Below are 25205 nucleotides of genomic sequence, written 5' to 3' on the forward strand. Positions count from 1 at the left end.
CGCACCTTTCAAACCCGCCGTCACAATCGCGGGTCGACCGGCTCCGATTCGAGAGCCAACACCGCGAACACCGCCTGGTGTGCGCGCCACAACGGTTCGCGGTCGACCAGCCGAGTCACCGCCTCCATGCCGAGCGCGTACTCGCGTAGCGCCATCGACTGCTTGTGCCCGAGGTTGCGATTGCGGAGCCGAGCAAGCGTCGACGGTTCGAGGTAGTCGGCGCCGTAGATCAAACGCAGGTACTCACGACCGCGAACCTTGATCCCCGGCTGAACCTTCGCGTTGTACCCGCGAGGTCCGTGAATCTGATTCGCCAGCGGTTTGACGACCATCCCCTCACCGCCCTCGCCGGTGAGCGACTCCCACCACTTTTTCGCTTCGGACACCGAGTCTTCGGAACCGAGATCGACCACCAGTCGACGTGTGGTGGTAAATCGATTCGGCTCTGCGTCGGCCAGGCGGTCCGCAATTGCGAGGTGCCATTCGTGATCCCGTTCCCCGTACGACCGGCCCTCGGTCGCCAACACCTGAAACGGAGCGATGGTGACTCCGTCCAGCCCGTTCGTCGGCCACACGTACCGCCGGTACGCCTCACCGAAGCGCTCGATACTCCCGGCTCGGACCGATGTCTGCTCGAACATTTCCGCCACGTCCAGACCCCGCGAACCGGCCTGCGCCAACACTGCCTCGCGGGCGGCGAGATCAGTTCGCCCCGCCGCCGCGACCGACGCGTACTGCGAGCGCAGCAGACCTTCTGCTTTGACGTTCCATGGCAACAGTTCGCAGTCGAGGAGCAGCCAGTCGGTGCCCAACTCTTCCCACAACCCAGCGGATGTGACTGCGGCGGCGATGTCGTCGACCAACTTCTGAGTCAGCTCGTCGTCGAAGAACTGGCGGCCGGTGCGGGTGTGCACCATGCCGGTGAGCGCATCCGGTGCGTCGAATCGGGACTGAGCAACCGATCGATCACGGCACACGAGCGCCACTGCCCGCGAACCCATGTGCTTCTCTTCGCAGATGACTGTTCCGATTCCGGCAGCCCGGTATGCGTCGAACGCGGTCGACGGGTGTTCCAGATAGTCGTCTGACTGGGCGCTCGCGCACGGCGCCATGGTCGGCGGTAGGTACCGCAGCCATTGCGGCGCGACCGCGAAGCGGCTCATGACTTCCAAGGCGCCGGCGGCGTTGTCGGTGCGAACGGACACCCGACCGCGGAGTTCAGTGTCGACGCCGGTCGTCTCGAGGACGTCGGCAAGATCGAGCACGGTTGGATCGCGAGTCGGCGGAGCCAGCGGCACGATCGGTTCGTACCAAACCTGCTCGGCCGGAACCGACACGATCTCGCGCTCCGGGTATCGAAGTGCGGTCAGAGATCCACCGAACACACAGCCGGTGTCGAGGCATGCTGTGTTGTTGATCCATTCCACCGCGTGGACCGGAGTGTGGCCGTAGAGGACCATCGCAGATCCTCGGTAGTCCTGCGCCCACGGGTATCGAACCGGCAAGCCGAATTCGTCCGTCTCACCGGTTGTTTCACCGTAGAGCGCAAAGCTGCGCACTCGGCCGGATGCCCTGTTGTGGTAGTCCTCCTTGAGACCGGCGTGCGCGACGACGAGTTTGCCGTCGTCCAGGACGAGGTGCGCCACCAGCCCGTCACAGAAGTCGACGACGCTGTCGCGGAACTCCGCCGTCTCGGTGGCGAGCTGCTCGAGCGTCTCGGCCAGTCCGTGACTCGCCGTGACCTTCTTGCCCCGCAGCGCTTTGACGAGTTTGTTCTCGTGGTTACCCGGAACCGCTATCGCATGTCCCGCCGCGACCATTCCCATGACCAGACGCAGCACACCGACCGAATCCGGTCCCCGATCGACGTAGTCTCCGAGGAAGACGGCAGTGCGCCCTTCCGGCGGCACGGCATCGACAGCGCCGCCATCGGACCCGTAGTCGACGGTGTAGCCGAGTTTCGCGAGCAGCGTCTCGAGTTCACTGCGACATCCGTGGATGTCGCCGATGACATCGAACGGGCCACGCTCGACACGCAGATCGCTGCGGAGCGGGTGACGCGAGAACTCGGCTTCGGAAACCGCGTCCTCACCTCTGAGGATGTGAACCGAACGGAAACCTTCCTTGCCCAACCCGCGAAGCGAACGAGTCAACTGCTGGTGCTGGCGGCGAACGACATCGCGCCCGAACGTCCGATCGGCGCGAGCGTCGTTGCGTGCAGCACAGACCGATTCCGGGACGTCGAGCACAACTGCAACCGGTAGTACGTCGTGATCGCGAGCCAACGAAACGAGCCGCTTGCGCGCGGCGGGCTGGACATTGGTCGCGTCGATCACCGTCAGACGTCCGCGTCGCAGACGCTTGGCTGCGACGAACTCCAGCACGTCGAAAGCGTCGGACGTCGATTCCTGCGAATTCGGATCGTCACTGACCCATCCTCTGAAGGTGTCACTCGAAAGAGTTTCGTACTCACCGAAGTGACGCGCGGCAAAGGTCGACTTCCCCGAGCCACTGACGCCGATGAGTACAACAAGAGCGAGGTCTGGAATTTCGTACACCGTCATGACGTTCGTGCCTCCTTCGTAAAGATCGCCAATTGCGTCGGCCCGCCGTGGGCCGGATCGATTGTTCCGACAAATTCGAACTCCACGGAATAGCCATGGGCTCGGGCTGTTTCGGTTGCCCAGTCGTCGAATTGGGTTCGGGAGAACTCGAACCTGTGATCCGGGTGCCTGAACTCTCCCTCTGCCAACGCCGGATACAGCACGTTGTAGTCGGCATTCGGGGTAGTCAGCAGCACATATTGCGGCGCTGCGTCCACGAAGACCGATCTGACCAAAGCCGGCAGGCGCGCCGCGTCGACGTGCTCGACCACCTCCATCAGCACGGCTGCGTCAAAGCCTTTCAACCGTCCGTCGCGGTAAGTCGCGGACGACTGCATCAAAGACACACGTTCACGTTGGACGTCGGACATTTCGGTGAACTTCAATCTCCGCTGCGCACGCGTCAGTTCACGCGCGCTCACATCGACGCCGACAAGTTTGTCGAATTGTGCGTGGGGCATCAGCGCCTCGATCAGTTTCCCTTCGCCACAACCGATGTCGACGATTGTTCGAGCATGCAGTCGCTGTAGCGTCGCCAGAACTGCTTCGACACGAAGCCGTGCCAGCGGCGGATCCGGGCGCGGCAGTTCGATCTGCACCTCCGCTTGTTCGGGAATCAATCGGTCGACTACCGATTCGACCAGGTCACGTCGACGCGCCAGGTAGCGGGACATGATCAGCGCGGAATCCGGATGCGAAGCCAACCACTCCCCGGCGACGCGGATCAACTTGTCCGCCTCGTCCGATCCCACCCAGTAGTGCTTCACGTCGTCGAGTACCGGCAACAGCACATAGAGGTGCCGAAGGGCGCTCTGCACGGTGTGTTCCCCGGTCAGTGTCAGCGACACGAAGTCGGAGTCTCCCCAATTCGGCAGGTGCGGATCAAGTTGCACCGGAGTCGCTGTCACGTCCCACCCCAGCGGCCCGAACAGACGACGCGGCAAGTCGGCATCGCCGCCGCACGGAACCACCGGAATCGAGACCGTCAACGCGAGTTCTGCCTCGACGAGTTCCGGATGCGACTTGCACGTTCCTGTCAACGCGGTACGGAACAGCTTCGACAAAGCAACCGAGAGGATCGACGACGCCGCGTACGGTCGGTCGTTGACGTACTCCCCCAGCGAAAAGTTGTCGCCACTCTTGCCGCGTCGATACCTACTCTGTACAAGTTCGATGGGGTCGACGTCCACAATCACTGCCACAGTTGTCTTTTCGGCCGAGGCTTCCGGGTACAGAACCGTGGCGGTGCCGATCGCCAAGTCGAAAGCTTGCACTCGGTCGGGATGTTTGTGCAGCAGGTAGCTCAACGCAGTCGCATCAGGAGTCTGCGAGGTCGGGGTGGTCGTCAGTGTGAGTAGCACCAGGCGAATGTAGCCCGGCAGACGTCCGGAGCGCCTCCGATTTACGCGCCCGCAGCAGTCAGAACCGCGCAGCAGTCAGAACCGCGCAGCACTCAGAACAAGGTAAGAGCTGCCCCCGCACCTACCAGTTCACGCGGCGCTTCGCGCGATTGCTTGCCAGATGCATCGACGTCTCGATGCTCCGAACGACCACCCAACCCATGACGCTCGACCAGTGGCTCGACGCGGCTTGCGAGCCAACGCTTGTATTCGGGAGTGACGTACGCGCCCCGCCCGTACAGTTCGCGGTAGCGGCGGACGAGTGCCGGGTGTTCCTGAGCAAGCCAGTTCATGAACCAGCCCCGAGTACTGCCGCGCAGGTGCATCGGGAAGACCGTCACACTTGTCGCACCCGCCTCTGACAGTGCCTCGAACAGTCCGTCGAGGTGACTGGTGGAATCGGTGAGGAACGGAATGACCGGCGCCACCATCACATTGCACGCGAATCCAGCGTCGGCGACAGCGCGGATCATCTCGAGGCGCGCACGCGGCGACGGTGTGCCAGGTTCGATCTGCTTCTGAAGTACGGCGTCGTTGATCGCCAACGACACTCCGATTCCGACGTCGACCTGCTCCGACGCCATCTTCAACAGTGGCAGATCCCGCCGGAGCAGAGTTCCCTTCGTCAGGATCGAGAAGGGAGTTCCCGATTCGGTCAGCGCGCGAATGATGCCGGGCATCAAGCGGTATCGCCCCTCGGCTCGCTGATAGGGATCGGTGTTGGTGCCCAGTGCCACCGCCTCCCGTTTCCAGGACTTTCGCGCCAACTCCTTGCGGAGCACCGCGGCGATGTTCGTCTTCACGACCACCTGGGAGTCGAAATCCGCGCCGGCGTCGAGGTCGAGATACTCGTGGCTCGGTCTCGCGAAACAATATCGGCATGCGTGTGAGCAGCCACGAAAAGCGTTGACGGTGAAGCTGAACGGCAACGTCGACTCTTCGGGCATCTTGTTGAGCGCGCTCTTGCAGAGCACCTCGTGAAACGTGATTCCCTCGAACTCCGGAGTCTGCACGGAGCGAACCAACCCGGCCCGTTCGAGTCCGGGTAGCGCTCCGTCATCTGCATCCAATGCCTGACCCGACCACCTCATGCCCCAAGTCGAACACTTGTTCTAAGGTATGTCAAGACGGAGCAAATACCCGACCGTGCCTCACCACGGCCGCGAAGTTGTTGGCAGAATTCGGTGCATGTCGAACAGAATCAAAATTTCGTCCGGTTCCGAATGGGAACCCAAGATCGGTTACTCCCGCGCCGTGCGCATCGGCAACCAGATCGCAGTCTCCGGCACCACGGCTCCTGGTGAGACCCTCACCGATCAGACACGCGCGGCGCTCGAAACGATCAAGGCAGCACTTGCCGAGGCCGGCGCCTCGCTCGACGACGTCATCCGCACTCGCATGTACCTTCGCGACATGACGCAGTGGGAGCAGGCCGCTCTCGCCCACGGTGAAGTGTTCGGCGAGATTCGTCCCGCCACGACCATCCTCGAGGTCAGCTCGCTGATCGACCCCGCTCTGCTCATCGAGATCGAGGCCGACGCGGTCCTCAGCTGATCGTCAATCCGGACGTTTGTGACAGTGGGCGCCTAGTCTGAGCCGATGAAACCGATGCGGCTGTATCCGTTGACGCTCGCGCTCGGCATCACCGTCACTTTCCTCTCGCCCGGCTCTGCGCTTGCAGAACCGGGCGAGAGTTTTTCGACGGCCTGCGGCAGCCCGCTGAGCAATGCCGAGGTGGATCGGATTGCCGAACTCAGCGACGTCACGACGCTGAACGGCAGCGGGCTACCTCGCCTCGAGACGGCTGTCGAACGTCATCGGCAGATCACGTCGATCCTCGTCTCACACCACGATTGGCGAGGCCTGTTCTCCATCGGCCTCGACGCTGTCGAGCACGAGGCGGTAATGCCCCTGCAGCGAGATCCCGCAGCTTTCGACAATGACGACTGGGCCCATTCGGTCAGCTATGAATTGCTACGCAGGTACCTGGTGAACGTCCACGCGGAATTCACGGGTACCCCCATCGATCCGGCGTGGAGCAACTATTTCACACTGACGCGTCAGTGCGACGCCAGTCCCGCGCGGGTCGCCATGGCCGGATACAACGCGCATCTCACCGTCGACCTCGCTCATGCCGTCGCTACATCCGGAACCACTGCGGAGGATGTTCCCGATTTCTACAAGATCGTCGATTCCATTGCCGTCAAGGGTGGTTCGATCGTGACCCTCACCAAGGCCGAGTACGACGCAGACCTCGGGCCGCTCTGGCGGTTCTACTTCGTCGGCGAAGGACTCGACCGATTGGCCGGAAACTCGCAGCCCTCGGAACTGCTGCTCCGCGCAGCCGACAGCGGATACAACACCATCACGCTTGCCAACGGTTTCGCCCTCCAGAATCCGCAGACCCGTCCTGGCGCCGAGCAGGAGATCGACGCACTCTGGCGCACCACGGATTCGGCTCTCGACGTACTCGCACGGCTCGGCGGTCTGTGACTTCTCACCCTCTGCCGACCTGAAACGGACACACCTGAGACAATGACCCCATGACGGGGCACTCGGCGGGGCAAGGCATGCAGAGTCCCGCCATGCGCCGGGTACGAGACCTGTTGCGCGGACCCGCAATTGTCTGCAGCGAACAGGCCACCATCCGTGAGGCCGCGAAGTTGATGACCGACGCGGGCCGCCGTGCTGTTGTGATCCCTACGGCTACAACCGGTTTCGGAATCTTCACCGAAGGTGACTTGCGAGCTCGCGTGGTAGTCGGTGGCGTCGACAGCAGTCAGCCGGTTTCGACGGTGATGACGCCGTCTGCGGTGACAGTCGACCCTGATCGACTGGGCGCCGACGCCGTGACCGACATGCTCGAGTACGGATTGCGCCACCTCCCGGTCGTGACCGAGGCAGGCACGTTGATGGGTGTGCTCGAACTCAGTGACCTCCTGACTTCGGCCACCAATCAAGGTTTCGAACTGCGAGCAGCACTCGCCACGGCGCAAGACGACGCGCACCTCGTCGAAACGGCCCGTGCCGTACCGGTTCTGGTGACGGAGTTGGTGGCGTCGCGGGTCTCTCCGCTCGACATCGGCGCCACGCTCGCCGTGCTGATCGACGTCACAGTCAGGCGAGCCATAGAGTTGGTTGTCGGCGGCGACGAACGACCGGATTTCGCGTGGCTTTCGCTCGGCAGCGTCGCGCGGCGTGAAGCGCTCCCGTCTTCGGATATCGACAGCGCGCTGGTGTGGGGCGGCGAATCCCATCACGAGGGTGCCGACGCCGCGAAGCGCATCCACGACATCCTCGATCTCTGCGGGTTCCCGCGAGACACCAAGAACGCCGTCGCCACCCAGGCCAGGTTCGCGCGAACACTGCCACAATGGCGCATTGCACTGCGGAAATGGGTCTCCAATCCGTACCAGGACCAAGCGCTGGTCATGTTGTCGATGCTGGCGGATGCCCGCGTCGTCGCGGGCGACCCATCGCTGGACCCTCGCCCCGCAGCGTTGGATCAACTGCGACTGCATCCGGCCGTGATGCGTGTACTACTTCGCGAAGCGGTCGGCGACAAGGCAAAACTTCATTCATTCAAGGACGTGATGACGCGTCGGACCGGAACCGTCGACCTCAAAGCCAGCGCAGTCCAACCGATCGTGAACATCGCTCGATGGGCGGGGATTTCCGTGGGCGCCCGCACGAGTTCGACACTCGAACGACTCAAGGCTGCAGCGGGGAGCGGTTTTCTACTCGACGACGACGCCCAGGTGCTGATCGAGTCTTTCGAAGTCTTGCAGCAGATTCGCGTCCGCCACCAGACCGATCAGTTCTCCGCGGGTAGGCCGCCAACCGACGAGGTCGTGATTTCCGAACTCACACCACTCTCACGCAGCTTGCTGAGCAACGCGGTGCGCGAGGTCGCAGGTGTGCAGCGACGCCTCGAGTATGCCGCGTCCGCGTCGGCGCTACCCGACATCGACCCGTGAATCGCAGTGCGCTCGAACAGGTTCTGGCCGCGGAGCGACTCGAAGGCTGGGATCCGAACGATGAGCAGATCGCGGAACTCGAAGCCGTCCTGATCGGGATGCTTTCTCGGCGTGAGTATTTCGAGCAGGAGTTGGCGCGGGCCGTCGGCCTCTCGTCAACGATTCCCCCACGGATCCGCTGGCGACGATCAGCGCCGTACGTCTATCGCGGTACATCGGTACTCAAGAACAACTTCGACGTACGAGATCCCGCGGCACTGCAGTCGCTGGAATTTGCGGCGACCGCACTGCGTCTGGGCGAGGCACATCTCGGAGACGAACTGGTACCGCACACAGGCGACACTGTCGAACTTCTCCTCCTTCACCAGCATGTTTTCCAAGACCTGTACCAGTGGGCCGGCCACATCAGAACCGTCGACATCAAGAAGGGCGCGGCCACCTTCGCTCCGGTTTCCGCGATCCGGAACTACCTGTCCGAGGTGGAAGAGATCATCGCCGCCGTCGACTGGGCCACGCTCGATCGCGGCGCTACGTCGTTCGCGCTCGCGTCGGTGTACTCGACGCTCAATCATGCCCACCCGTTTCGGGAAGGAAACGGCCGAACCGGAACCCTCTTCCTGCATCGACTCGCCGCCGACACCCGGTATCAGCTCGACTTGTCGCCGGTGAGCAGAACCGAATGGGTATCGGCGTCGAGGGATTCTGCACCTTTCCGGCCCACCGGAACGCCGTCGCCGCGCCCGTTCATCGATCTGTTCAATCGCGCGCTGTCTCGCTGATGCGATCACCTGCCGCTAGTTCGCGTGGGGACTGAACACCTTTACTACTGAGTGAGCACCGCCTCCGTCACGCTGGAAGCGGTGCTCACTCGGAGAAAACGGTGATCAGTCGGCCATCAACCGGGTAGCGAGAACTCCCCCGCATCCGACCAGCGCTGACGCTCGGCCCCGAACGCGACGGACTGCATCGCGCGGAACTCCTCGATGGAGCGCGAGTTCGACGCGAGGAACTCCTGATGCTCGGCCAGGGAGAAACTTCCGTCCTCGATCTCGACTCCCCCGCCGCGGCCGGCGGCGGTGTCCGCACGCAGATCCATCAACTCTTCCGGCTCGACGGGATACCAGGAGATCCGGTCGAAGAATCGCAGTAGCCAGGGAGTGCCCTCCTCGAACGGACCCGACTTCGCAGGGTGGCGGTGATTCCACACCTGCGTCGTACGTCCGACGAACTGGTACCCACCTGGGCCTTCCATGCCGTAGATGCAGAGGTAAGCCCCACCGATCCCGACAGCGTTTTCCGGGGTCCAGGTGCGGGCAGGGTTGTACTTGGTCGTGACCAGGCGATGGCGCGGATCGAGCGGTGTCGCGACCGGCGCTCCGAGGTAGACGTCGCCGAGGCCGAGCACCATGTACTCGGCGCCGAAGACGGTGTCGAACACGTCGTTCACGGATTCGAGACCGTTCATCCGGCGGATGAACTCGATGTTCCACGGGCACCACGGCGCGTCGGCGCGAACGCCGTGCATGTACCGCTGGATCGCTTCGCGCGTTGCCGGGTCGTCCCACGAAAGTGGCATCCGCACAGTGCGACTGGGCACCACGAGTTCGTTGGCTGCGGGCAAGGTGTCCTCTGCCTCGGCGAGCATTCCCATCAGTGTGTGGACGGGTAGGACATCCGGGTCGACGCGGACCTGCAGACTGCGGATTCCCGGTGTGAGATCGAGTAGTCCGGCCGGTTTCTCGAGTTCGAGTCGCTGATGCAGCGCGTGTGCACGCGCACGCAGGGCCAGGTCGAGATTCATGTCGCCGTATTCGACCAACACGTTGTCGTCACCCGAGCGGCGATACGTCACCGGGGTGTCGCCGTCGCGGCGGGCGATGACGCCGTCGTCGCCGTCACCGCCGGTGGAATGCACAACCGAACTGGAGGCTCGACGCGATACTCCCAGGTCACGGCGCGAGGCCGCCCGTTCGGCACGGACCGGTACGAAGCGAATCTTGTTGCCGGGAGCCAACTGTCCGAGCTTCCATCGATCGGCGGAAACGACCGTGATCGGACAGACGAAGCCGCCGAGGCTCGGTCCGTCGGGCCCGAGGAGAATGGGCGTGTCGCCGGTGAAGTCGAGTGCACCGATCGAGTAGGCGTTGTCGTGAATGTTCGACGGGTGAAGGCCCGCTTCGCCTCCGGTGGTTCGGGCCCAGTCAGGTTTCGGCCCGACCAACCGGACTCCGGTGCGGTCGGAGTTGAAGTGGACCTCGTACTCGGTCGCGTACAGAGTGTCGATGTCGGAGCGGGTGAAGAACTCCGGCGCCCCGTGCGGGCCCTCGGTCACCGCGAGTTCCCAGCACGTGTGTATCGCCGGAACATGCTCGGCGGGAACCGCTCCCGCTGCGCCGGTCGCCTGTCCGAGTTTGAGAACGTCTCCTGCACGCAGGGTCCGGCCTTCGTGTCCACCGAACCTGCCCAGGGTGAAGGTCGAGGCGCTGCCGAGATAGTCGTCGGTCTCGATGCCGCCCTGTACGAGTACGTAGATGCGCAGTCCCGGACCGCTGACCGTTCCGACGTCGAGCACCGCTCCAGCGGGAACGAAAACTGGTCGCCACTGACCGTGTGCGATGCCGTCGACGGTCACCGACACCGGGGCTCCTGTGACGCACACCGTGGTGTCTTCGTCAAAGGTCATCGCAGGTCCGGCCATTGCGCATTCGATTCCCGGAGCGCCTTCAGGATTTCCGAGTGCGGTGTTTCCCAACCGAAACGACAGGTCGTCCATCGGGCCCGATGGAGGGACTCCGATCTGCCAATATCCAACCCGTCCGGGATAGTCCTGAACCGTCGTCAACATTCCGGGACGCACGATGGTCAGCTTTGCGTTCATTCGTCTGCTCCCGGCCGTGTGACGATCATGCGGACGGCCGTCGGATCGAAGCCGTTGCACGGGTTGTTGATCTGCGGACAGTTGGACACGAGGACAAGCGCGTCGCGTTCGGCACGCAACGCGAGCCGCTTTCCCGGCGCCGACAGTCCGTCGACGATGCCGAGCGTGCCGTCGGGGTCGACCGGGACGTTCATGAAGAAGTTGATGTTGGACACCAGGTCCCGTTTACCGAGCCCCCATTTGGCGCCCTCTACGAGGAAGTTCTCGACGCACGCGTGCTGATGCTTGGTGTGGTGGCCGTATCGCAACGTGTTCGATTCCTGAGAGCACGCGCCGCCGACCGTGTCGTGGTTTCCGACTTCGTCCGCAACAAGTGTCATGAGCGGAGTTCCGTCGTCACTGCGGAGCACGGAGCCTGTGGTCAGGAACAGATTCCGCTGGGCGGCGACAGTCGCTGCTGCCGAATACCGAACGCTGTGATCATCACCGGCGTAGACGAGTGTGTCGACGGCTTGATTTCCGTGCAGATCGACGATGGTCAGGACGTCACCGGCACGAACGAGCGCTGACCACGGCCCGAACGCGTCAGCGATCTCGTCGAGGATCACCGTTCCGGGAACGAGGGCGGGGACATCCAAGGTGGTGGTCATGCGATCTCCTCCAGGTTCGAAGCTGTCCAAGCGTCTTCGGTATTGAGCACTGCGCGTTGATATTCCGGCCCGCGATCGACAAGGCTGTCGAGTTCGTCGGCCGCATTCCACGCGAGCACTTCGAGGGACGTGGTGGGAAACTCCGACGCCGGGTCGAGTGGGTGCGCGGTGTTGGCGATCATCACGATGACGGGCAGGTGGATCAGAAGGTCAACCGTTGCACCTGCTCCGGCGGATCCGGTGCTGGTGAGAGCGCCGTCGGCTTCGACGCGCACACCGTGGAAGAACGACAACGGAGGCGCTATGTCCTGCGGCCCGAGTCCGTTCTTCGCGGCGGCCACGGTGAAAAGTTCGCGTCCGGCGGGTGAGGCACTGTGCAACGAACCCTGACCGTATTTCGCCTCGTTGGTGGCGCGCGATGTCGTTCCACAGAACGCGTCGTGGTGACCCGAGGTATCTGCGACGACGGTCGCGAGTACTCGCCCCTGATCGGAGAGCAATGGGTGCCCGACGCCGAGATACGCCTGCCACGGCACCTTGACGGTATCGGCGACGTTGAGTCGCTCCCAGGGAGCGTCGGCGCGGTAGAGCAAGACATTGGCGCAGGCGCTGCCAACGACGTCGCGAAGTCGCAATCGCGTTCCACGGGCGAGAATCTTCGTCGTGTACCGCCCGCCCGGTACCGTTTCAGCCCAGGTCAGACGCTCCGAGGCGACGTCCTCGGGTGGGTTCGGCCAGCGGGTTGCCGGCAAGACGGGCATGGAATCGGTGATCGTTCCGGCTTGGGACCGGGCATGCTCGCGGGCTCCGGCGGTGGTCTGGGTAGTCATGGTCAGGCTCCGATCGTGACGGGATTCGGCGTGGCGCGGCCGCGCGGGAAGCAGGCGACTCCAAGCCCGACGACCAGCGCAATCGTGATGGGGGCAGCCCACTGCAGGATGGGATATTCGCCGGTGGGATTGAAGATCTCGGCCCTCGGCCAGGACAGGTTGATCACCATCAGTGCGCCGTACACCACCGCCGCGATATTGACAGGCACTCCCCAGATACCGAGGGAGAACAGCTTTTCACCTTCGGCATCGAACTTGGGGCCGACAGCGGTACGCGGCCATCCCTTGAGCCGCTGAACCAACAGCGGCACGGTCACCATGAGGTAGGCCAAGTAGATCAAGATGATGCACACGCTGGACAGGGTCGCGAAAATTGCCGAGTTGCCCACGTTGACGGCCAGAACGGCAATACAGATCAGGCCGATGAGGATGGACGGTGCGATAGGTGTTCCGGTGCGGGGGTTCACCTTTGCCAGGATCGGCGAGGCCGGCAGACGCCCGTCGCGGGCCATGGAGAACATGAGCCGTGATGCAGCGGTCTGAATTGCCAAGGTGCATACGAACACTGCGATCGAGACGTCGATCAGCAGAACGGTGCCCCACGGCGAACTCAGGATGGACGTCAGTACGTACGGCAAACCTTCCGTGGCCAGGCGACCGTCGGTGAGCGAAGGCGCCGCCATCAACGCGCCGAGGATCATCAAGCCGCCACCGAGTGCGGACGCAGAGAGTGCAAGACGGATCGTGCGGGGTGCAACGCGTCGAGGATTGCGGGTCTCCTCGGCCAATTCCCCTGCCGAACCGAATCCGACCATGACGTAAGCGGCCATCAGTCCGGACATGATCCACGCCCAGGCGTATCCGGGCTGACCGCCGGCACTGCCGGTGTCGAAGACGACGTCCGGTCCGCGCTGAGCGTGGGTGAAGAACATCCCGACCACTGCGATGACACCGACAATTTCGCAGGTCACACCGATGTTGTTGATACGCGACATCCAGTTGACGCCGATGCAGTTGATGAAGGTGGTGAGGACCAGAAGTACCGAACCGAGTAGCACCGCATTGGCGGCACCGCTCGAGGAGATGAGCGCGCTGTCCTCGCCGATGATCTGGAACCCACTCCACACATTGGGGAGCACAACTTGCAAGGCGATGGCGGCAGCCGATGCGGTGACGATCTGCGCGAGGATCATGAACCACCCGGCGAACCAGCCGACGACCTCACCACCCATTCGCCGCGACCACTGGTAGATGGCACCCGAAATCGGATACCTGGCAGCAAGTTCCGCGAAGTTGAGCGCGACCATGAACTGTCCGATGAAGACGACCGGCCAGGTCCAGAAGAACGCCGGTCCCGCGAAACCGAAACCGAGACCGAACAATTGGAAGATCGTGGTCAGAATGGAGACGAAGGAGAAGCCCGCGGCAAACGACGCGAACTTTCCCAGCGATCGATGCAGCTGCTGCTCGTAGCCGAACTCCGCGAGGTCGCCGTCGTCGTGGGGTGAAGATGCGAGCGCGGATGCGGTTGTGGGCTGCGCAGCCGGGGTGGTTGCACTCAACGGCGTACTCCTTCGGCGAAGCGATTCAGAGGCGAATAACTGTCGATTGATAGTTTTCGCGAAATCCACTCGCCGCAGGTGACGCCCGCGTATACGATTCGCCCGATTCTGTAACAGGCTCGTTGAGTACGTTTCGAGCACGTGACCAAATGCTCACAGGGACGTCCACCCCGCATGTAAGGCCTCAGCCTGCCACTATGGAAGGCGTGACCAACGCCGGCCCCGGACGACCCCGCCTGACCGCTCGCCGACGCCCGGGTGGGACCGCCCGCGCGGAGATCTTGGATGCTGCCGCGGAACTGTTCACCACCCGAGGCTTCGCGGCGACGTCGACGCGCCACATCGCCGAAGCAGTAGGGATGCGTCAGGCGTCTCTGTACAACCATTTCGCCACCAAAGACGACATCCTGGTTGCGCTACTCGCCGACACGGTGACTCCGGCGCTCGACTTCGCAGAGAATCTCAGGCCGCTCGACGCCTCACCCGAGGTGAAGCTGTACGCGCTTTCGTACATCGACGCGGCGCAACTGATCACCGGACGGTGGAACCTCGGCGTCCTCTACCTCTTGCCGGAACTGAGAAGCGACCGGTTCATGTCTTTCCGAGCCGATCGCGATCGGCTTCGCGAGCAATACCGGACACTCGCCCAGGCAGTGCTCGCCGCGATTGGCGACCCGGTATCGACTCTGGCCGAGCTTCCGTTTCGCCTGGTCGAAAGCGTGATCAGCGCGCGAGCCGACGCGCTCGAAGGAACGCCGATCCCCGACGCCGCCGTCATCGCCGGGTCGGCATTGCACATTCTGGGGTGGCGCCAGGATCTTGCTCCTCTCCATACGGCGGCGGCGGAACTCATCTCGAACGCAGAAACGCCGAAATTGTCCGGGGCTGAATCAGCTCCGGACAATTTCGACGCAATGAGGACCTAAACGGCCACGAGACTAGACCGAGAGGGACTGTCCCGGGAAGATGAGGTTGATGTTCGGGACCTGGCTGGCGAGGTTCTCGAGCGAGATGCCGTGTGCAGCAGCGATCTTCGACAGGGTGTCGCCTGCCTTGACCACGTAGTTGCCGCTTCCGGTGCTTGCCGCCGGAGCCGACTCGACGGAAGCCTCAGCGGTGATGGGAGCTGCTGCGGCCTCGTAGTTGCCCGCAGTGGTGCCGGTGGTCAGGTACTGACCGCAGACGGGCCATGCGCCGACGCCCTGGCCTGCGAGAACGTTCTCGGCGACACGGATCTGCTCGGACTGGCTGGCGTTGGCAGCGTTGCCGGATCCGCCGAATGCGTTCCAGGTGCTCTGTGTGAACTGAAGTCCGCCGTAGAAGCCGTTGCCGGTGTTGGCGGCCCAGTTGCCGGAGGACTCGCAGTTGGCGACTCCGGACCAGTCGTGGCCGGCTGCCGACGCGGTGCCGGTGCTCATGGCGAGCGGGATCGCGACGACTACGCCTGCGGTTGCAACTGCGCCGAGGGCGCGCTTGAAGGTAATGCTGGTCATTGGGTAAATCCTCTCCGCCACCACGGACGAGATCGGCCCGGACGCTTTCACGTCTCGTCGATCGACTCGCCTGTCTCACTCCTGCCCCGCGAAGGTTTCGGGAGTACCGGACCCGCGGGGCAGGAGCACGCAGTTGCGGGTCGGTGTTTGCCCGGTAGTTTCGGGCTGTCAACGACCGTAGGCGATGGTCACGGATTGGTCACGGGACAATTTTCCGGCACTGCCGTACCAGAATCTGCGAAGAATCGCGCAATAACCACAGGTCAACTAATTGATTCGAGCTTCAACCATACCGATCGTTATCCGTCCGTTATGTGGCAACCGTCACGGCGATTTTGTGACCCACCGCACCGAAACAGGCCGTGTCGGACCGCCAACGATGCCCCTGGGAATGTTAAGAGAGTCCTGGCAACGGGAAAAACCAACCGCCCCAATCATTATGGAGAATGAACTGGTGATCATCGCAGTGGAAGGACCCAGCGCCGCCGGCAAGACCACCTGGTGCCGAACCCAACTCGGTGGCGAATCCGCAGCGGAAGAATTCGTCGCTGAGTATCAGCCCACGGGGTTCGAGCCGAACGGCACGGATCTCGACGTTCAGGCAAGTTACTGGACAACGGTCAATTCGAAGCGATGGTCGCAAGCGGAAGACCTCGAATCGAGAACCGGTCTCGCGCTCTGCGACAGCGACCCGCTGAAACTGCACTACAGCTGGTGTCTCGCTGCGGTGGGCGCGGCACCTCGGGAGCGATTCGAGCACGAACTCCTGGCGGTCGAAAGCGCTTTTGCGCAGCTGAAACTCGGTTTTGTGGATCTGACCGTCATCTCGATACCGTCACCGGGGCAGCTTCTACTGCAGCGCGAAGGAGACCCCAGCCGCCGACGACGGCATTTCGAGCTTCACGCGGCGCTCGCCGAGCCGCTCACCGAGTGGTACTCGGCGGTCGAACGCGTAGATCCAGGGCGCGTTGTGTGGCACTTCCCGGCGCTGCTCGATATTTCGCGCTGTCCCCCGACCCGACCGCACCGCAGCGATCTGAGCCTTCTTCGCGCGGTGATCAACGAGCTGCCGCCTCTCCCCAGGTAGGGAGCGGCTGCTCACTGTGTCAGCGTGCTCGTTCGACCCTGGCCTCGTCCCAGACCGGCGACTCACTCTCGTACACGTTTCCATCCGATCCGAAGACCAGGAACCTGTCGAACCCGCGCGCGAACCAACGATCGTGGGTGACCGAGATGACGGTTCCGGCAAACTGGGCGATCCCCTGCTCGAGCGCATCCGCCGAATGAAGGTCGAGGTTGTCGGTCGGCTCATCGAGCAACAGCATCGTTGCGCCGGAGAGCTCGAGAAGCAGAATCTGCAGTCGTGCCTGCTGACCACCGGACAGGTCGTCGTACTTCTGCTCCGCTGCTTGGGACAATCCATAACGATCTAGAGCCCGGCTCGCCGCTTCACGCCCCATTCCGTTGCGGTGTTCGTCGCCCATGTGCAGGATCTCGAGCAGCGTGTTTCCGGTCAGATCGGGCCTGGAATGTGTCTGTGCAAACAATCCGGGACGTACCCGGGCACCCAGCGTCGCGGTTCCGCCATGCTCAACCGGCGCGATGTCGAGCGCCTCGACGGGAAGATGCTCGGTCGCGGGGTCGGTCCCACCGCCCGCCAAGAGACGGAGGAAATGCGACTTCCCGGACCCGTTGGAGCCCAGCACGGCAACCCGGTCTCCGTACCAGATCTCGGTGTCGAAGGGCTTCATCAGACCCGTCAGCTCGAGACTCTGACAGACCAAGGCACGCTTGGCAGTTCGCCCACCCGCCAGTCGCACTGTCACCTTCTGCTGTAGGGGAATTGCCTCGGGCGGTCCTGCCTCCTCGAATTTCGCCAACCGGGTTTGCGAAGCGTGGTACCGAGCAGCGATGCCGTCGTTGAACTTGGCCTTTTCACGCAATCGCAGTACCAGGGCACGCAGTTTCGCGTGTTCTTCGTCCCAGCGCCGGCGCAGTTCTTCGAAGCGCGCGTTGCGATCCTCGCGGGCCTGGTGGTAGCTGGCCAGCCCAGCGCCGTGGGTCCACGATGTCGCGCCGCTGATTCCGGGTTCGAGAGTCACGATGTGGGTGGCCGCATTGGCGATCAGTTCGCGATCGTGGCTGACGAACAGGACCACTTTCGGCGATTCCGAGATCGTTTTTTCCAGCCACCTCTTCCCCGGAACGTCGAGGTAGTTGTCCGGCTCATCCAGAAGAAGTGCGTCGTCGGGCCCGGCAAACAGCGCTTCGAGAACCAATCGCTTCTGCTCGCCACCACTGAGCGAGTTGGCCGCTCGCCACTTCGCACGGTCATAGGGAACGCCGAGAGCAGAGGTAGTGACCTTGTCCCAGAAGTCTTCTGTCTCGTACCCGCCGACGTCGGCCCAATCGGCCAGCGCGTGTGAGTATTTCATCTGAGTTGACTCTTCGTCTCGCTCGATCATCGCGTTCTCCGCGGTGTCGAGCGCCAGTGCCGCGTCGCGGATCGGCACCGGAGAGACGGACAACAGGAGATCACGCACGGTTGACTCGTCACGAACCTGACCGACGAATTGCCGCATCACACCCAGTGTTCCGGATCTGGTGACTGCGCCCTCGTCAGCGACTGCGTCTCCGGCAATGATCCGAAGCAATGTCGTCTTGCCGGTCCCATTCGGGCCGATCAGTGCAGTCTTGGCACCGTTGCCGACCCGGAAGCTGACGCCGCTGAGCAGTTGTCGACCATCAGGGAGAAAGTAGTCGACGTCGGCGATGTTGAGGTGGGTCACGCTGTCAAGAGAACCCTACCCACGGCGATCTGCCAAACCATTATTTCTGCCTTCGGTCGCTAGCTCACGACCGTCATGGGATCGTGCGGCCGCGTCGAGCGCCGCCAGATAGCCGAAAACCATTGCGGGACCGATAGTTGCGCCTGGCCCCGCATAGGTATGACCCATCACCGGCGAACTGGTGTTTCCGGCGGCGTAGAGCCCGTCGATGACCGAACCGTCCGCGCGCAGCGCCCGCGCGCGAGCGTCCGTGTTGATACCGCCCTTGGTTCCCAGATCGCCGGGAACCATCTTCGCGGCGTAGAACGGCCCCTTGGTGAGTTCTCCGAGGCTGGGATTGGGCTTGTTGGTGCGGTCACCGTAATAGTGGTCGTATTTGCTTGTCCCCCGGCCGAAGTCACGATCGACTCCGTCGCGCGCATAACTGTTGAATCGCGTGATCGTCGCCGACAACGCATCGCTCGGTACTCCGATCTCGGCAGCAAGTTCGGCAATCGATCCGGCTCGCACAATCGCGCCCGATGCGATCCACGACCGAGGTATCGACCCACGCGCCGGAACTCCCGCGAACAGGTAACGGTCACGGTAAGTCTGATCGAATATCAGCCAGGCCGGGATGTTCTCGGCAGGCCCTTCACCTCGGCCATGTTTCCCGCCGAACATTGCATGCGCCGCTTCGACGTAGGGAAGCGACTCGTTCATGAACCGATTCCCGCCGGCGTTGACCATCAGACTGCGCGGCAACGAGCGCTCCGCCAAGGCGAACCACGGGCCCTTGGGCAGTGGAATCGACGGCGCCCACCACGCGTCGTCCATGTACGAAATTGCTGCGCCGACGCCCAGAGCTGCTCGGATACCGTCCCCGGTGTTGGTCGGCGCTCCGAGAGTCCACTGTGCACTACTCGGTCGACGCTGATACTCGCTGCGCATGTCGTCGTTGTTGTCGAAACCGCCGCACGCGAGGATGACGCCGCATCGGGCGCGCAGCATTGTCTGTACTCCGCCGGACTCGAGTCGCACGCCCACCACACGTCCGCTGTCGGTAACCAAATCCACAAGCTTCGTTCCGAGTTTCACCGGCACTCCGGCTTCCCGAACTCCGAGCATCAGTTCCGCCATGAGTGCTGGTCCGAGCCCGATCAGCTTCTTCTTCCTGGCCTTCGCGGCCAGGGATCGCATTCCCACCCGAAGCATTCGCACCGGCCCGCGCCAATGCCGAATCCCCGTGCTCAGCCACCGGTAGTCAGATTGTTGGACAACCATGTTGAGCGGCACCTTCATGTACGGCGGATGAAGTGTCGCGAGATCGTCGCCCAGTGCTCGGGCGTCGAACGGGCGCGGTTCGCACGATCGCCCGCTTGCAAGTCCGCCGGGCGCCTCGGGAAAGTAGTCGGAGTAACCCTTCACCCATTCGAGCTCCAGAGCGGAATGTCGGATCAGGAAATCGAGGGCTTCGGGGCCTCGATCGATATAGGTATCAATGCGATCGGTGTCCGCGTCCTCGCCGACAATGCTCTTCAGATATGTTCGCGCAGAGTCGATATCGTCTGCCGGCGCCTCGCGGCGAAGTATCGAATTTCCCGGAATCCACACGCCGCCCCCGGACCGGGACGACGAACCGCCCCAGTATTCGGACTTCTCCACGAGGATCGTCGAGAGTCCGTTGCGGGCTGCGGTGATGGCTGCGGACATGCCGGCAGCCCCCGATCCGACAACAACGACATCCACTTCGGGCACATTTACTACGGGCGGCACGGCGCCCTGAGTGTCCTCGTCCATCACTGATCACGACCTTTCGTGTCATCTTCGTCCTGCGTGTGCCACCGGGATCCCCGAACGGCGTCGAGCGCCCCCTCGACGCACACGGGAAGCGATGCCCCGCGCTTGTGGGGGTGACGTATCCATTGCCGATAGCCGAACTCCGCCGCAGCCAACATCAGATGAACGAGAAGTCCTGGGCGGCTGTCGATTTCCGGATCGAGTTTCATTCGCTGTGCCACCAACTCGACCAGCCGATCACGATGTTCGGGCGCGATCAGCGCGACTCGATCCATCAGGTGCGGCGCGGTACGGAACGCCGATCGCCACTGATCGATCTCCGAGGACTCGAAAGCATTGGAACGCTCGAGGATTGCCCGTGAAATCGCAAGATCAGCCGACTCGGATGCCGGGCGCTCCTCGAGGAGCGTCACGATTCCGGCACCGCCTTGCCTGACCGGATCCAACAGCAAATCCTCCTTGTTACGAACGTGCCGAAAGTACGTGCTCGCCGACACCCCCGCCGCCGACGCAATCTGCTCAGTGGTCACGTCTTCGAAACCGTCACGTGCGAACAGTTCGAATGCCGCACGTTGAATGTCTGCTCGCACCCGCAACCGCTGTCTCTCCCGTAGTGACATCAGCAACGTCCTCCCGCCTCGGCCGAGATCCGGCCATTCTCGATAATGCGAGTCTCACCTATTGTGACAGTCACTGTCAATATCCAATTCTCTGTCAGATACCAGCAGACCCCGGCACATCGTTGACAGGGCATTCGAGTCCACGACAAGCTTCGAAGATGAAGCGATGGTTCGCGGCCGGACTCGGAACGGCGATCGTCTCGCGATCGCTACTGCGCAAAGCTTTGCTTTTCAAGTTCAGGCGCGACGTCCGGGCGCTCAACTCCGGAAACTACCGTCCGCTGCTGGGCTCATATCACCGTGACGCAGTACTGAGATTCGCCGACGGCGATCATCGGTGGGCCGGCGTGCACGCCGGAAGGGACCAAATTGAGAAATTTCTCCAGGAATTCGTCGCCGCCGGGCTTCAAGGCGAAGTCACCGAAGCGTATTTCGGTGGTTCACTTTGGCGCATGACGCTGCTCGCGCGTTTCAATGACCGAGCGCTCGGCCCCGACGGCTCCGTCATCTACCAAAATCGGACAGTGCTTCTCGTCCGAACCAAGTGGGGGAAGATCATCGAGCAGGAAGACTATTACGAGGACACCGCCAGAATCGGAGACTTCGACAAGCGGCTTCGCGAAATCGAAGCCGCACGAACCTGTGGCACAGTCGTGGAATGACAGATGTCAGGGCTGACCGGTATCGAAAACTATCGGCATTCCTCGCTTCTCAGAACGATGCCGAACTGGCCCAACTGGTAGACACCGCTCGAGTCACGAGTGTCGGAGTGGGCGGCTCCGCAGGACTCGTCAGTGTCGGCGAAAACAGGCTCAACGGCGTTCCGGTATTCACCAAACGAATTCCATTGAGCGAACGCGAACTCGCCGACGTGGGCTCCACGTCCAACCTCTTCGACCTACCCATGTTCTGCCAGTACGGCATTGGAGGCCCAAGCTTCAACGCTTGGCGAGAGCTGGCCGCGAACGTCGTCGTCACCGATGTCGTTCTGGCCGGCGAAACACAGTCGTTCCCGATGCTTTACCACTGGCGGGTGCTGCCCGGCCGCTCACCTGTTGCATCCGAACACGCGGACATCGACGCGGTGCTTGCCTCTCAGGGCGGCAGCCCGGCAGTACGAACACGCCTCGAGGCGCTCGCCGCTGCACCATGCAGCCTCGTTCTGTTCTGCGAGTACATCGCACACCCGATATCGGATTGGCTGCAAGACAACCCGACCGGCAAGGCTGCCGAAGTCGAGCGACAGTTCTCGGAGATCGTGGCGTTCTTGCGCGATCGACAGTTGCTCCACATGGACGGACATTTCGGCAATATGCGCACCGACATGGAGCGGATCTATCTCAGCGACTTCGGACTGGCCACATCCCCACACTTCGACCTGTCGACTGCCGAGCGCGACTTCGCCCGGAGTCATGCCACTCACGACGCCGACTACGCCGCCATGCTTCTGGTCAACTGGTTGGTGACCGCGGTCTGCGGGGTACCGAGGCCGACCAGCGGCGGACCAGTCGCCCGCAACGAGTACGTACGCCGGTGCGCCACAGGTCATATCCCCGGTGATGTGGCACCGGAGGTGGCCGCGATCTTGACCCGGCACGCACCTGCCGCTGCGGAGATGAACGACTTCTACTGGCAATTGTTCGACGGCGACTTCGACGCGCACTACCCTCATATAGCGGCAGTTCCGAGATCCGGTCGAGGACAGGGTTTTCCCTGAACTGCCGTCTCCACATCTCAGGGTTCATGTCATCCTCCGGACCGATGCGCTGGTCATTGCCGGTAGGGCACAGTTCTGCACATGATTGAACTGAGGGGATTGACCAAGGTTTACGGACCGACGAAAGCGGTGGACGATTTGTCGTTCACGGTCAAGCCGGGCATCGTGACGGGCTTTCTGGGCCCGAACGGTGCGGGTAAGTCGACGACGATGCGGATGATCCTGGGTTTGGATCAGCCGACGTCGGGTGCGGCGTTGATCGAGGGCAAGCCGTACCGCGAGCTCAAGACTCCGTTGCGGACGGTGGGCGCGTTGTTGGATGCGAAGTGGGTGCACCCCAATCGCAGTGCGCGGGCGCATCTGCAGTGGATGGCTGCCTCGAACGGGATCCCGAAGTCCCGCGTCGACGAGGTGCTCGGGTTGGTCGGGTTGTCCGAGGTTGCGGGCAAGAAGGCCGGCGGGTTCTCGCTCGGTATGTCGCAGCGTCTGGGTTTGGCGGGTGCGTTGTTGGGTGATCCGAAGGTGTTGTTGTTCGACGAGCCGGTCAACGGTCTCGATCCGGAGGGCATTGTCTGGATTCGTAAGTTCATGCAGCGGTTGGCGGCGGAGGGCCGCACGGTGCTGGTGTCGAGTCACCTTCTGTCGGAGATGGCGTTGACGGCGGAGCAGTTGGTGGTGATCGGTCGGGGTCGGTTGATTTCGGATTCGACGGTCGCGGAGTTCGTGGATCGTTCGTCGGAGTCGACGGTGCGCGTGCGCAGCCCACAATTGGACGCTCTCCATGCCGCATTGACTGCTCAGGGACTGACTGTCCGCGAGGACCATTCAGGCCCGGAACCGGTGTTGGTGGTGGTGGATTCGACCACCGATGTGATCGGCGGTCTGGCTGGTTCGCAGGGAATCATGTTGTACGAGTTGGCTTCTCAGCAGGGGTCGCTCGAGGATGCGTTCATGAAGTTGACCGGAGACGATGTCCAGTACCACGCATCCGGTATCGATCCGGGCGCCGGTGCACACCAAGCAAATGCACACCACGCAAACACACAGCACGCTATGGGAGGTGCACTGTAATGGCTGTTCTCAGTGCTGAACGTATCAAGATCACCACGACCAAGTCGCCGCTGTGGTGCACGATCACAATCATCATCCTAGGGTTGGGCGTCGCCTGGATGATCGGGCGTTCGTCGAGTTCGAGCATTCAGGCGTACAACGATGAAGCTGCATCAGGAACTCCTGATTTCGAGAAATTCCTCCCCACGTTCAACGACGCGGGACTAGGAGTATCCGGATTCGGCGTCATGGTCCTGATGATCATGGCGGCGCTCGCGATCACCAGCGAGTACCGCTTCGGCATCATCCGTACTACCTTCCAGGCTATCCCGAGTCGGGCTTCGGTTCTGATCGCCAAAGCCGGCCTGATCGGGGCTTTCGGCGCGGTACTGTCCTTCGTTCTCATGCTCGGCGCGGTATTCATCACCAAAGCTGCTGCAGGATCTGAAGGTTCCACCAATCTGGCACTCGACAACGCCGATGCCTGGCGCGCCGTTTACGGCGTACCGATCTTCGCGTTCCTCTGCGTCGCCCTTGCTATTGCCGTCGGAGCACTCCTTCGTCAGTCCGCCGGCGCCATTGCACTACTGCTGCTGTGGCCGCTGCTCATCGAGAGCCTGTTCGGCATGTTCGGATCCTTCGGCAGAAACGTCACACCGTTCCTCCCGTTCGCCAATGCCGACCACTTCCTCTCTTCGGGTTCGAGCACCAATTTCCATTGGGGCCCTTGGGGAAGCCTGTTCTACTTCGCAGCATTTGTGCTGGTGATATTCGGAATCAGCATCGCCGTTGTCAACAAGCGCGACGCCTGACCGAGTCACGAACTGACCAAGTCACGAACTGACCAAGTCACGAACTGACCAAGACCGAAACTGGCCGCACCGGAGCCCTTCCGGTGCGGCCAGTTTCGCGTTGACAGAACCCACAGCGCTTGTCGATCACGCCAAGGAACAGGGCACGAGCGGGTTCGCGTCACTCTGCCCCGTGGACGCGGCACCTCGAAAGAAGACCTGGTCGAGTTCCTGGCCGACTGACATCACGCATCAGCGTTCGAGTTGCGCGGCAAGATCTTTCATCCAACCTAGGAATGCCTGCGGGCCGTCGAACTGGACGCCGTCGACGGCGGCAACTTCTGGTGCAATGTCATCGCCCTTGACCACCAGCGCTTCTCCCCCGGATGCGATGGCCGCCGCAAAGGCTGGTAGATCGCCGCGGTCGTCACCTGCGTACGCAACGACGTCGACTCCCGCGGCCTCGATCGCACGAAGAAGACCTGTCCCCTTGTCCTCCTTGACCGGTGGGCGCAATTCTTCGACCAGCTTGCCGGGCTCACGATGCAACCCGGTCCGGCTCGCGATTTCAGTTGTCGCTGCTTCCACCAGGCGCTGCGCGGCCGCTCGATCTGCAGCCCGACGCCAATGCACGGCCACCGCAAGGCCTTTGCCCTCGACATGGATGCCGGGAACTGCCTGAGAATCGAACAAGCGGCGCAGGTCGGCTTCTGCTTCAGCGACGGCATCACTGAACGCCGCGACGGCCGGAAGCACCTCGATTCCGTTGTCCGTCCAGGTCTCGACACCGTAGGAACCCATGAGTACAACCGAATCCAGACTCAGCCGTTCTCGCAGAAACGACACCGGCCGCCCCGAAAGCAGGCCGACTACACCGAGGTGTTTCGTCAGAGTCGCGAGCACGTCCTCGGCGCCGGGCAGGAGTGCACTCGCCGACGGATCATCGACGATGGGTGCAAGCACACCGTCGAAATCCATCACCAGTCCACAGCGAGCTGGATCGGACGTGAGTCGGAGGATGACGTCCGCAGCGGTTCGCATGGTTCGAGTGTGCCAAATCGATCGC

22 protein-coding genes are annotated in these 25205 nt (G+C 62.6%); 10 read left to right on the plus strand and 12 right to left on the minus strand.

Annotated features, from left to right (window positions below; all coding sequences use genetic code 11):
- Positions 1–20 precede the first annotated feature (20 nt).
- The 3 genes from ACFQ6Y_RS06675 to ACFQ6Y_RS06685 all read right to left on the minus strand — a co-directional run bounded on the left by ACFQ6Y_RS06675 (position 21) and on the right by ACFQ6Y_RS06685 (position 5094).
- Complete coding sequence (locus ACFQ6Y_RS06675; protein WP_378630346.1) at positions 21–2564, minus strand: polynucleotide kinase-phosphatase; 2544 nt, start codon at positions 2562–2564, stop codon at positions 21–23.
- The gene (locus ACFQ6Y_RS06680) at positions 2561–3985 is read right to left on the minus strand and encodes a 3' terminal RNA ribose 2'-O-methyltransferase Hen1 (protein ID WP_378631337.1); all 1425 of its coding nucleotides are present in this window, start codon (positions 3983–3985) and stop codon (positions 2561–2563) included. Before ACFQ6Y_RS06680 ends, ACFQ6Y_RS06675 begins: the two co-directional genes overlap by 4 nt.
- A 71-nt stretch (positions 3986–4056) precedes the next feature.
- Positions 4057–5094: an Rv2578c family radical SAM protein gene (locus tag ACFQ6Y_RS06685; RefSeq protein ID WP_378630350.1), complete on the minus strand. Its 1038-nt coding sequence runs from the start codon at positions 5092–5094 to the stop codon at positions 4057–4059.
- A 97-nt stretch (positions 5095–5191) separates the two neighbouring features.
- Here ACFQ6Y_RS06685 and ACFQ6Y_RS06690 point away from each other — a divergent pair, with 97 nt between their 5' ends.
- From ACFQ6Y_RS06690 to ACFQ6Y_RS06705, 4 genes are read left to right on the plus strand one after another with little or no spacing between them, the layout of a single operon-like run.
- A complete protein-coding gene (locus tag ACFQ6Y_RS06690; RefSeq protein ID WP_378630354.1) occupies positions 5192–5557 on the plus strand; it encodes a RidA family protein in 366 nt (121 codons plus the stop codon).
- Between the two features lie 54 nt (positions 5558–5611).
- On the plus strand, positions 5612–6496 hold the full coding sequence (locus tag ACFQ6Y_RS06695) for a DUF5995 family protein (RefSeq protein ID WP_378631340.1): 885 nt from the start codon (positions 5612–5614) through the stop codon (positions 6494–6496).
- A gap of 50 nt (positions 6497–6546) precedes the next feature.
- The gene (locus ACFQ6Y_RS06700; RefSeq protein WP_378630356.1) at positions 6547–7980 is read left to right on the plus strand and encodes a putative nucleotidyltransferase substrate binding domain-containing protein; all 1434 of its coding nucleotides are present in this window, start codon (positions 6547–6549) and stop codon (positions 7978–7980) included.
- Complete coding sequence (locus tag ACFQ6Y_RS06705) at positions 7977–8759, plus strand: Fic/DOC family protein (RefSeq protein ID WP_378630359.1); 783 nt, start codon at positions 7977–7979, stop codon at positions 8757–8759. Before ACFQ6Y_RS06700 ends, ACFQ6Y_RS06705 begins: the two co-directional genes overlap by 4 nt.
- 116 nt (positions 8760–8875) lie before the next feature.
- Here the strand turns inward: ACFQ6Y_RS06705 and ACFQ6Y_RS06710 are convergent, their stop codons facing one another.
- Genes ACFQ6Y_RS06710 through ACFQ6Y_RS06725 form a run of 4 tightly spaced genes read right to left on the minus strand, consistent with a single transcriptional unit; the run spans position 8876 to position 13900 of the window.
- Positions 8876–10858 (minus strand): 5-oxoprolinase/urea amidolyase family protein, encoded by a 1983-nt coding sequence (locus ACFQ6Y_RS06710; RefSeq protein ID WP_378630361.1) that lies wholly within the window; start codon positions 10856–10858, stop codon positions 8876–8878.
- Positions 10855–11508, minus strand: a complete 654-nt coding sequence (locus ACFQ6Y_RS06715; RefSeq protein WP_347872683.1) for an urea amidolyase associated protein UAAP2 — start codon at positions 11506–11508, stop codon at positions 10855–10857. Before ACFQ6Y_RS06715 ends, ACFQ6Y_RS06710 begins: the two co-directional genes overlap by 4 nt.
- Positions 11505–12338, minus strand: a complete 834-nt coding sequence (locus ACFQ6Y_RS06720; RefSeq protein ID WP_378630364.1) for an urea amidolyase associated protein UAAP1 — start codon at positions 12336–12338, stop codon at positions 11505–11507. The genes ACFQ6Y_RS06715 and ACFQ6Y_RS06720 overlap by 4 nt, the downstream gene beginning before the upstream one ends.
- A 2-nt stretch (positions 12339–12340) precedes the next feature.
- Positions 12341–13900 carry an amino acid permease gene (locus ACFQ6Y_RS06725; protein ID WP_378630366.1) on the minus strand — a complete coding sequence of 520 codons (1560 nt, stop codon included), beginning with the start codon at positions 13898–13900 and terminating at the stop codon, positions 12341–12343.
- 197 nt (positions 13901–14097) lie between these two features.
- On the opposite strand from ACFQ6Y_RS06725, the gene ACFQ6Y_RS06730 reads away from it, so the two are divergent.
- Positions 14098–14826: a TetR/AcrR family transcriptional regulator gene (locus tag ACFQ6Y_RS06730; RefSeq protein ID WP_378533230.1), complete on the plus strand. Its 729-nt coding sequence runs from the start codon at positions 14098–14100 to the stop codon at positions 14824–14826.
- Between the two features lie 12 nt (positions 14827–14838).
- Here ACFQ6Y_RS06730 and ACFQ6Y_RS06735 read toward each other — a convergent pair whose 3' ends face one another.
- Complete coding sequence (locus tag ACFQ6Y_RS06735) at positions 14839–15393, minus strand: transglycosylase family protein (protein WP_378630369.1); 555 nt, start codon at positions 15391–15393, stop codon at positions 14839–14841.
- Positions 15394–15832: 439 nt separating this feature from the next.
- Here ACFQ6Y_RS06735 and ACFQ6Y_RS06740 point away from each other — a divergent pair, with 439 nt between their 5' ends.
- Positions 15833–16480 carry a hypothetical protein gene (locus ACFQ6Y_RS06740; RefSeq protein WP_378630373.1) on the plus strand — a complete coding sequence of 216 codons (648 nt, stop codon included), beginning with the start codon at positions 15833–15835 and terminating at the stop codon, positions 16478–16480.
- 19 nt (positions 16481–16499) lie between these two features.
- Here the strand turns inward: ACFQ6Y_RS06740 and ACFQ6Y_RS06745 are convergent, their stop codons facing one another.
- From ACFQ6Y_RS06745 to ACFQ6Y_RS06755, 3 genes are read right to left on the minus strand one after another with little or no spacing between them, the layout of a single operon-like run.
- A complete protein-coding gene (locus ACFQ6Y_RS06745) occupies positions 16500–18182 on the minus strand; it encodes an ATP-binding cassette domain-containing protein (protein ID WP_378630376.1) in 1683 nt (560 codons plus the stop codon).
- A gap of 15 nt (positions 18183–18197) precedes the next feature.
- Positions 18198–19961 carry a 3-oxosteroid 1-dehydrogenase gene (kstD, locus tag ACFQ6Y_RS06750; protein WP_378630379.1) on the minus strand — a complete coding sequence of 588 codons (1764 nt, stop codon included), beginning with the start codon at positions 19959–19961 and terminating at the stop codon, positions 18198–18200.
- Positions 19961–20581 (minus strand): TetR/AcrR family transcriptional regulator, encoded by a 621-nt coding sequence (locus ACFQ6Y_RS06755; RefSeq protein WP_378630383.1) that lies wholly within the window; start codon positions 20579–20581, stop codon positions 19961–19963. Before ACFQ6Y_RS06755 ends, kstD begins: the two co-directional genes overlap by 1 nt.
- 158 nt (positions 20582–20739) lie before the next feature.
- On the opposite strand from ACFQ6Y_RS06755, the gene ACFQ6Y_RS06760 reads away from it, so the two are divergent.
- From ACFQ6Y_RS06760 to ACFQ6Y_RS06775, 4 genes are all read left to right on the plus strand, one after another.
- Positions 20740–21243 carry a nuclear transport factor 2 family protein gene (locus ACFQ6Y_RS06760; RefSeq protein WP_378630386.1) on the plus strand — a complete coding sequence of 168 codons (504 nt, stop codon included), beginning with the start codon at positions 20740–20742 and terminating at the stop codon, positions 21241–21243.
- The gene (locus ACFQ6Y_RS06765; protein WP_378630388.1) at positions 21240–22298 is read left to right on the plus strand and encodes a serine/threonine protein phosphatase; all 1059 of its coding nucleotides are present in this window, start codon (positions 21240–21242) and stop codon (positions 22296–22298) included. The genes ACFQ6Y_RS06760 and ACFQ6Y_RS06765 overlap by 4 nt, the downstream gene beginning before the upstream one ends.
- Positions 22299–22379: 81 nt before the next feature.
- The gene (locus ACFQ6Y_RS06770; RefSeq protein WP_378630392.1) at positions 22380–23369 is read left to right on the plus strand and encodes an ABC transporter ATP-binding protein; all 990 of its coding nucleotides are present in this window, start codon (positions 22380–22382) and stop codon (positions 23367–23369) included.
- Positions 23369–24160, plus strand: a complete 792-nt coding sequence (locus tag ACFQ6Y_RS06775) for an ABC transporter permease (protein WP_378445893.1) — start codon at positions 23369–23371, stop codon at positions 24158–24160. Before ACFQ6Y_RS06770 ends, ACFQ6Y_RS06775 begins: the two co-directional genes overlap by 1 nt.
- Positions 24161–24391: 231 nt before the next feature.
- On the opposite strand, the gene otsB is transcribed toward ACFQ6Y_RS06775, so the two are convergent.
- On the minus strand, positions 24392–25180 hold the full coding sequence (otsB, locus tag ACFQ6Y_RS06780) for a trehalose-phosphatase (RefSeq protein WP_378630396.1): 789 nt from the start codon (positions 25178–25180) through the stop codon (positions 24392–24394).
- Between the last annotated feature and the right edge of the window lie 25 nt (positions 25181–25205).

Source organism: Rhodococcus sp. NPDC056516 (assembly GCF_042794655.1).
Classification (GTDB): Bacteria; Actinomycetota; Actinomycetes; order Mycobacteriales; family Mycobacteriaceae; genus Rhodococcus_F.

Excerpts from the sequence above, each read along its gene's own strand:
- ACFQ6Y_RS06675 (WP_378630346.1), bottom strand. The coding sequence starts at position 2,564 with ATGACGGTGTACGAAATTCCAGACCTCGCTCTTGTTGTACTCATCGGC.
- ACFQ6Y_RS06685 (WP_378630350.1), bottom strand. The coding sequence starts at position 5,094 with ATGAGGTGGTCGGGTCAGGCATTGGATGCAGATGACGGAGCGCTACCC.
- ACFQ6Y_RS06690 (WP_378630354.1), top strand. The coding sequence starts at position 5,192 with ATGTCGAACAGAATCAAAATTTCGTCCGGTTCCGAATGGGAACCCAAG.
- ACFQ6Y_RS06695 (WP_378631340.1), top strand. The coding sequence starts at position 5,612 with ATGCGGCTGTATCCGTTGACGCTCGCGCTCGGCATCACCGTCACTTTC.
- ACFQ6Y_RS06700 (WP_378630356.1), top strand. The coding sequence starts at position 6,547 with ATGACGGGGCACTCGGCGGGGCAAGGCATGCAGAGTCCCGCCATGCGC.
- ACFQ6Y_RS06710 (WP_378630361.1), bottom strand. The coding sequence starts at position 10,858 with ATGAACGCAAAGCTGACCATCGTGCGTCCCGGAATGTTGACGACGGTT.
- ACFQ6Y_RS06715 (WP_347872683.1), bottom strand. The coding sequence starts at position 11,508 with ATGACCACCACCTTGGATGTCCCCGCCCTCGTTCCCGGAACGGTGATC.
- ACFQ6Y_RS06720 (WP_378630364.1), bottom strand. The coding sequence starts at position 12,338 with ATGACTACCCAGACCACCGCCGGAGCCCGCGAGCATGCCCGGTCCCAA.
- ACFQ6Y_RS06730 (WP_378533230.1), top strand. The coding sequence starts at position 14,098 with ATGGAAGGCGTGACCAACGCCGGCCCCGGACGACCCCGCCTGACCGCT.
- ACFQ6Y_RS06735 (WP_378630369.1), bottom strand. The coding sequence starts at position 15,393 with ATGACCAGCATTACCTTCAAGCGCGCCCTCGGCGCAGTTGCAACCGCA.
- ACFQ6Y_RS06740 (WP_378630373.1), top strand. The coding sequence starts at position 15,833 with ATGGAGAATGAACTGGTGATCATCGCAGTGGAAGGACCCAGCGCCGCC.
- kstD (WP_378630379.1), bottom strand. The coding sequence starts at position 19,961 with ATGGACGAGGACACTCAGGGCGCCGTGCCGCCCGTAGTAAATGTGCCC.
- ACFQ6Y_RS06755 (WP_378630383.1), bottom strand. The coding sequence starts at position 20,581 with ATGTCACTACGGGAGAGACAGCGGTTGCGGGTGCGAGCAGACATTCAA.
- ACFQ6Y_RS06760 (WP_378630386.1), top strand. The coding sequence starts at position 20,740 with ATGAAGCGATGGTTCGCGGCCGGACTCGGAACGGCGATCGTCTCGCGA.
- ACFQ6Y_RS06765 (WP_378630388.1), top strand. The coding sequence starts at position 21,240 with ATGACAGATGTCAGGGCTGACCGGTATCGAAAACTATCGGCATTCCTC.
- ACFQ6Y_RS06770 (WP_378630392.1), top strand. The coding sequence starts at position 22,380 with ATGATTGAACTGAGGGGATTGACCAAGGTTTACGGACCGACGAAAGCG.
- ACFQ6Y_RS06775 (WP_378445893.1), top strand. The coding sequence starts at position 23,369 with ATGGCTGTTCTCAGTGCTGAACGTATCAAGATCACCACGACCAAGTCG.
- otsB (WP_378630396.1), bottom strand. The coding sequence starts at position 25,180 with ATGCGAACCGCTGCGGACGTCATCCTCCGACTCACGTCCGATCCAGCT.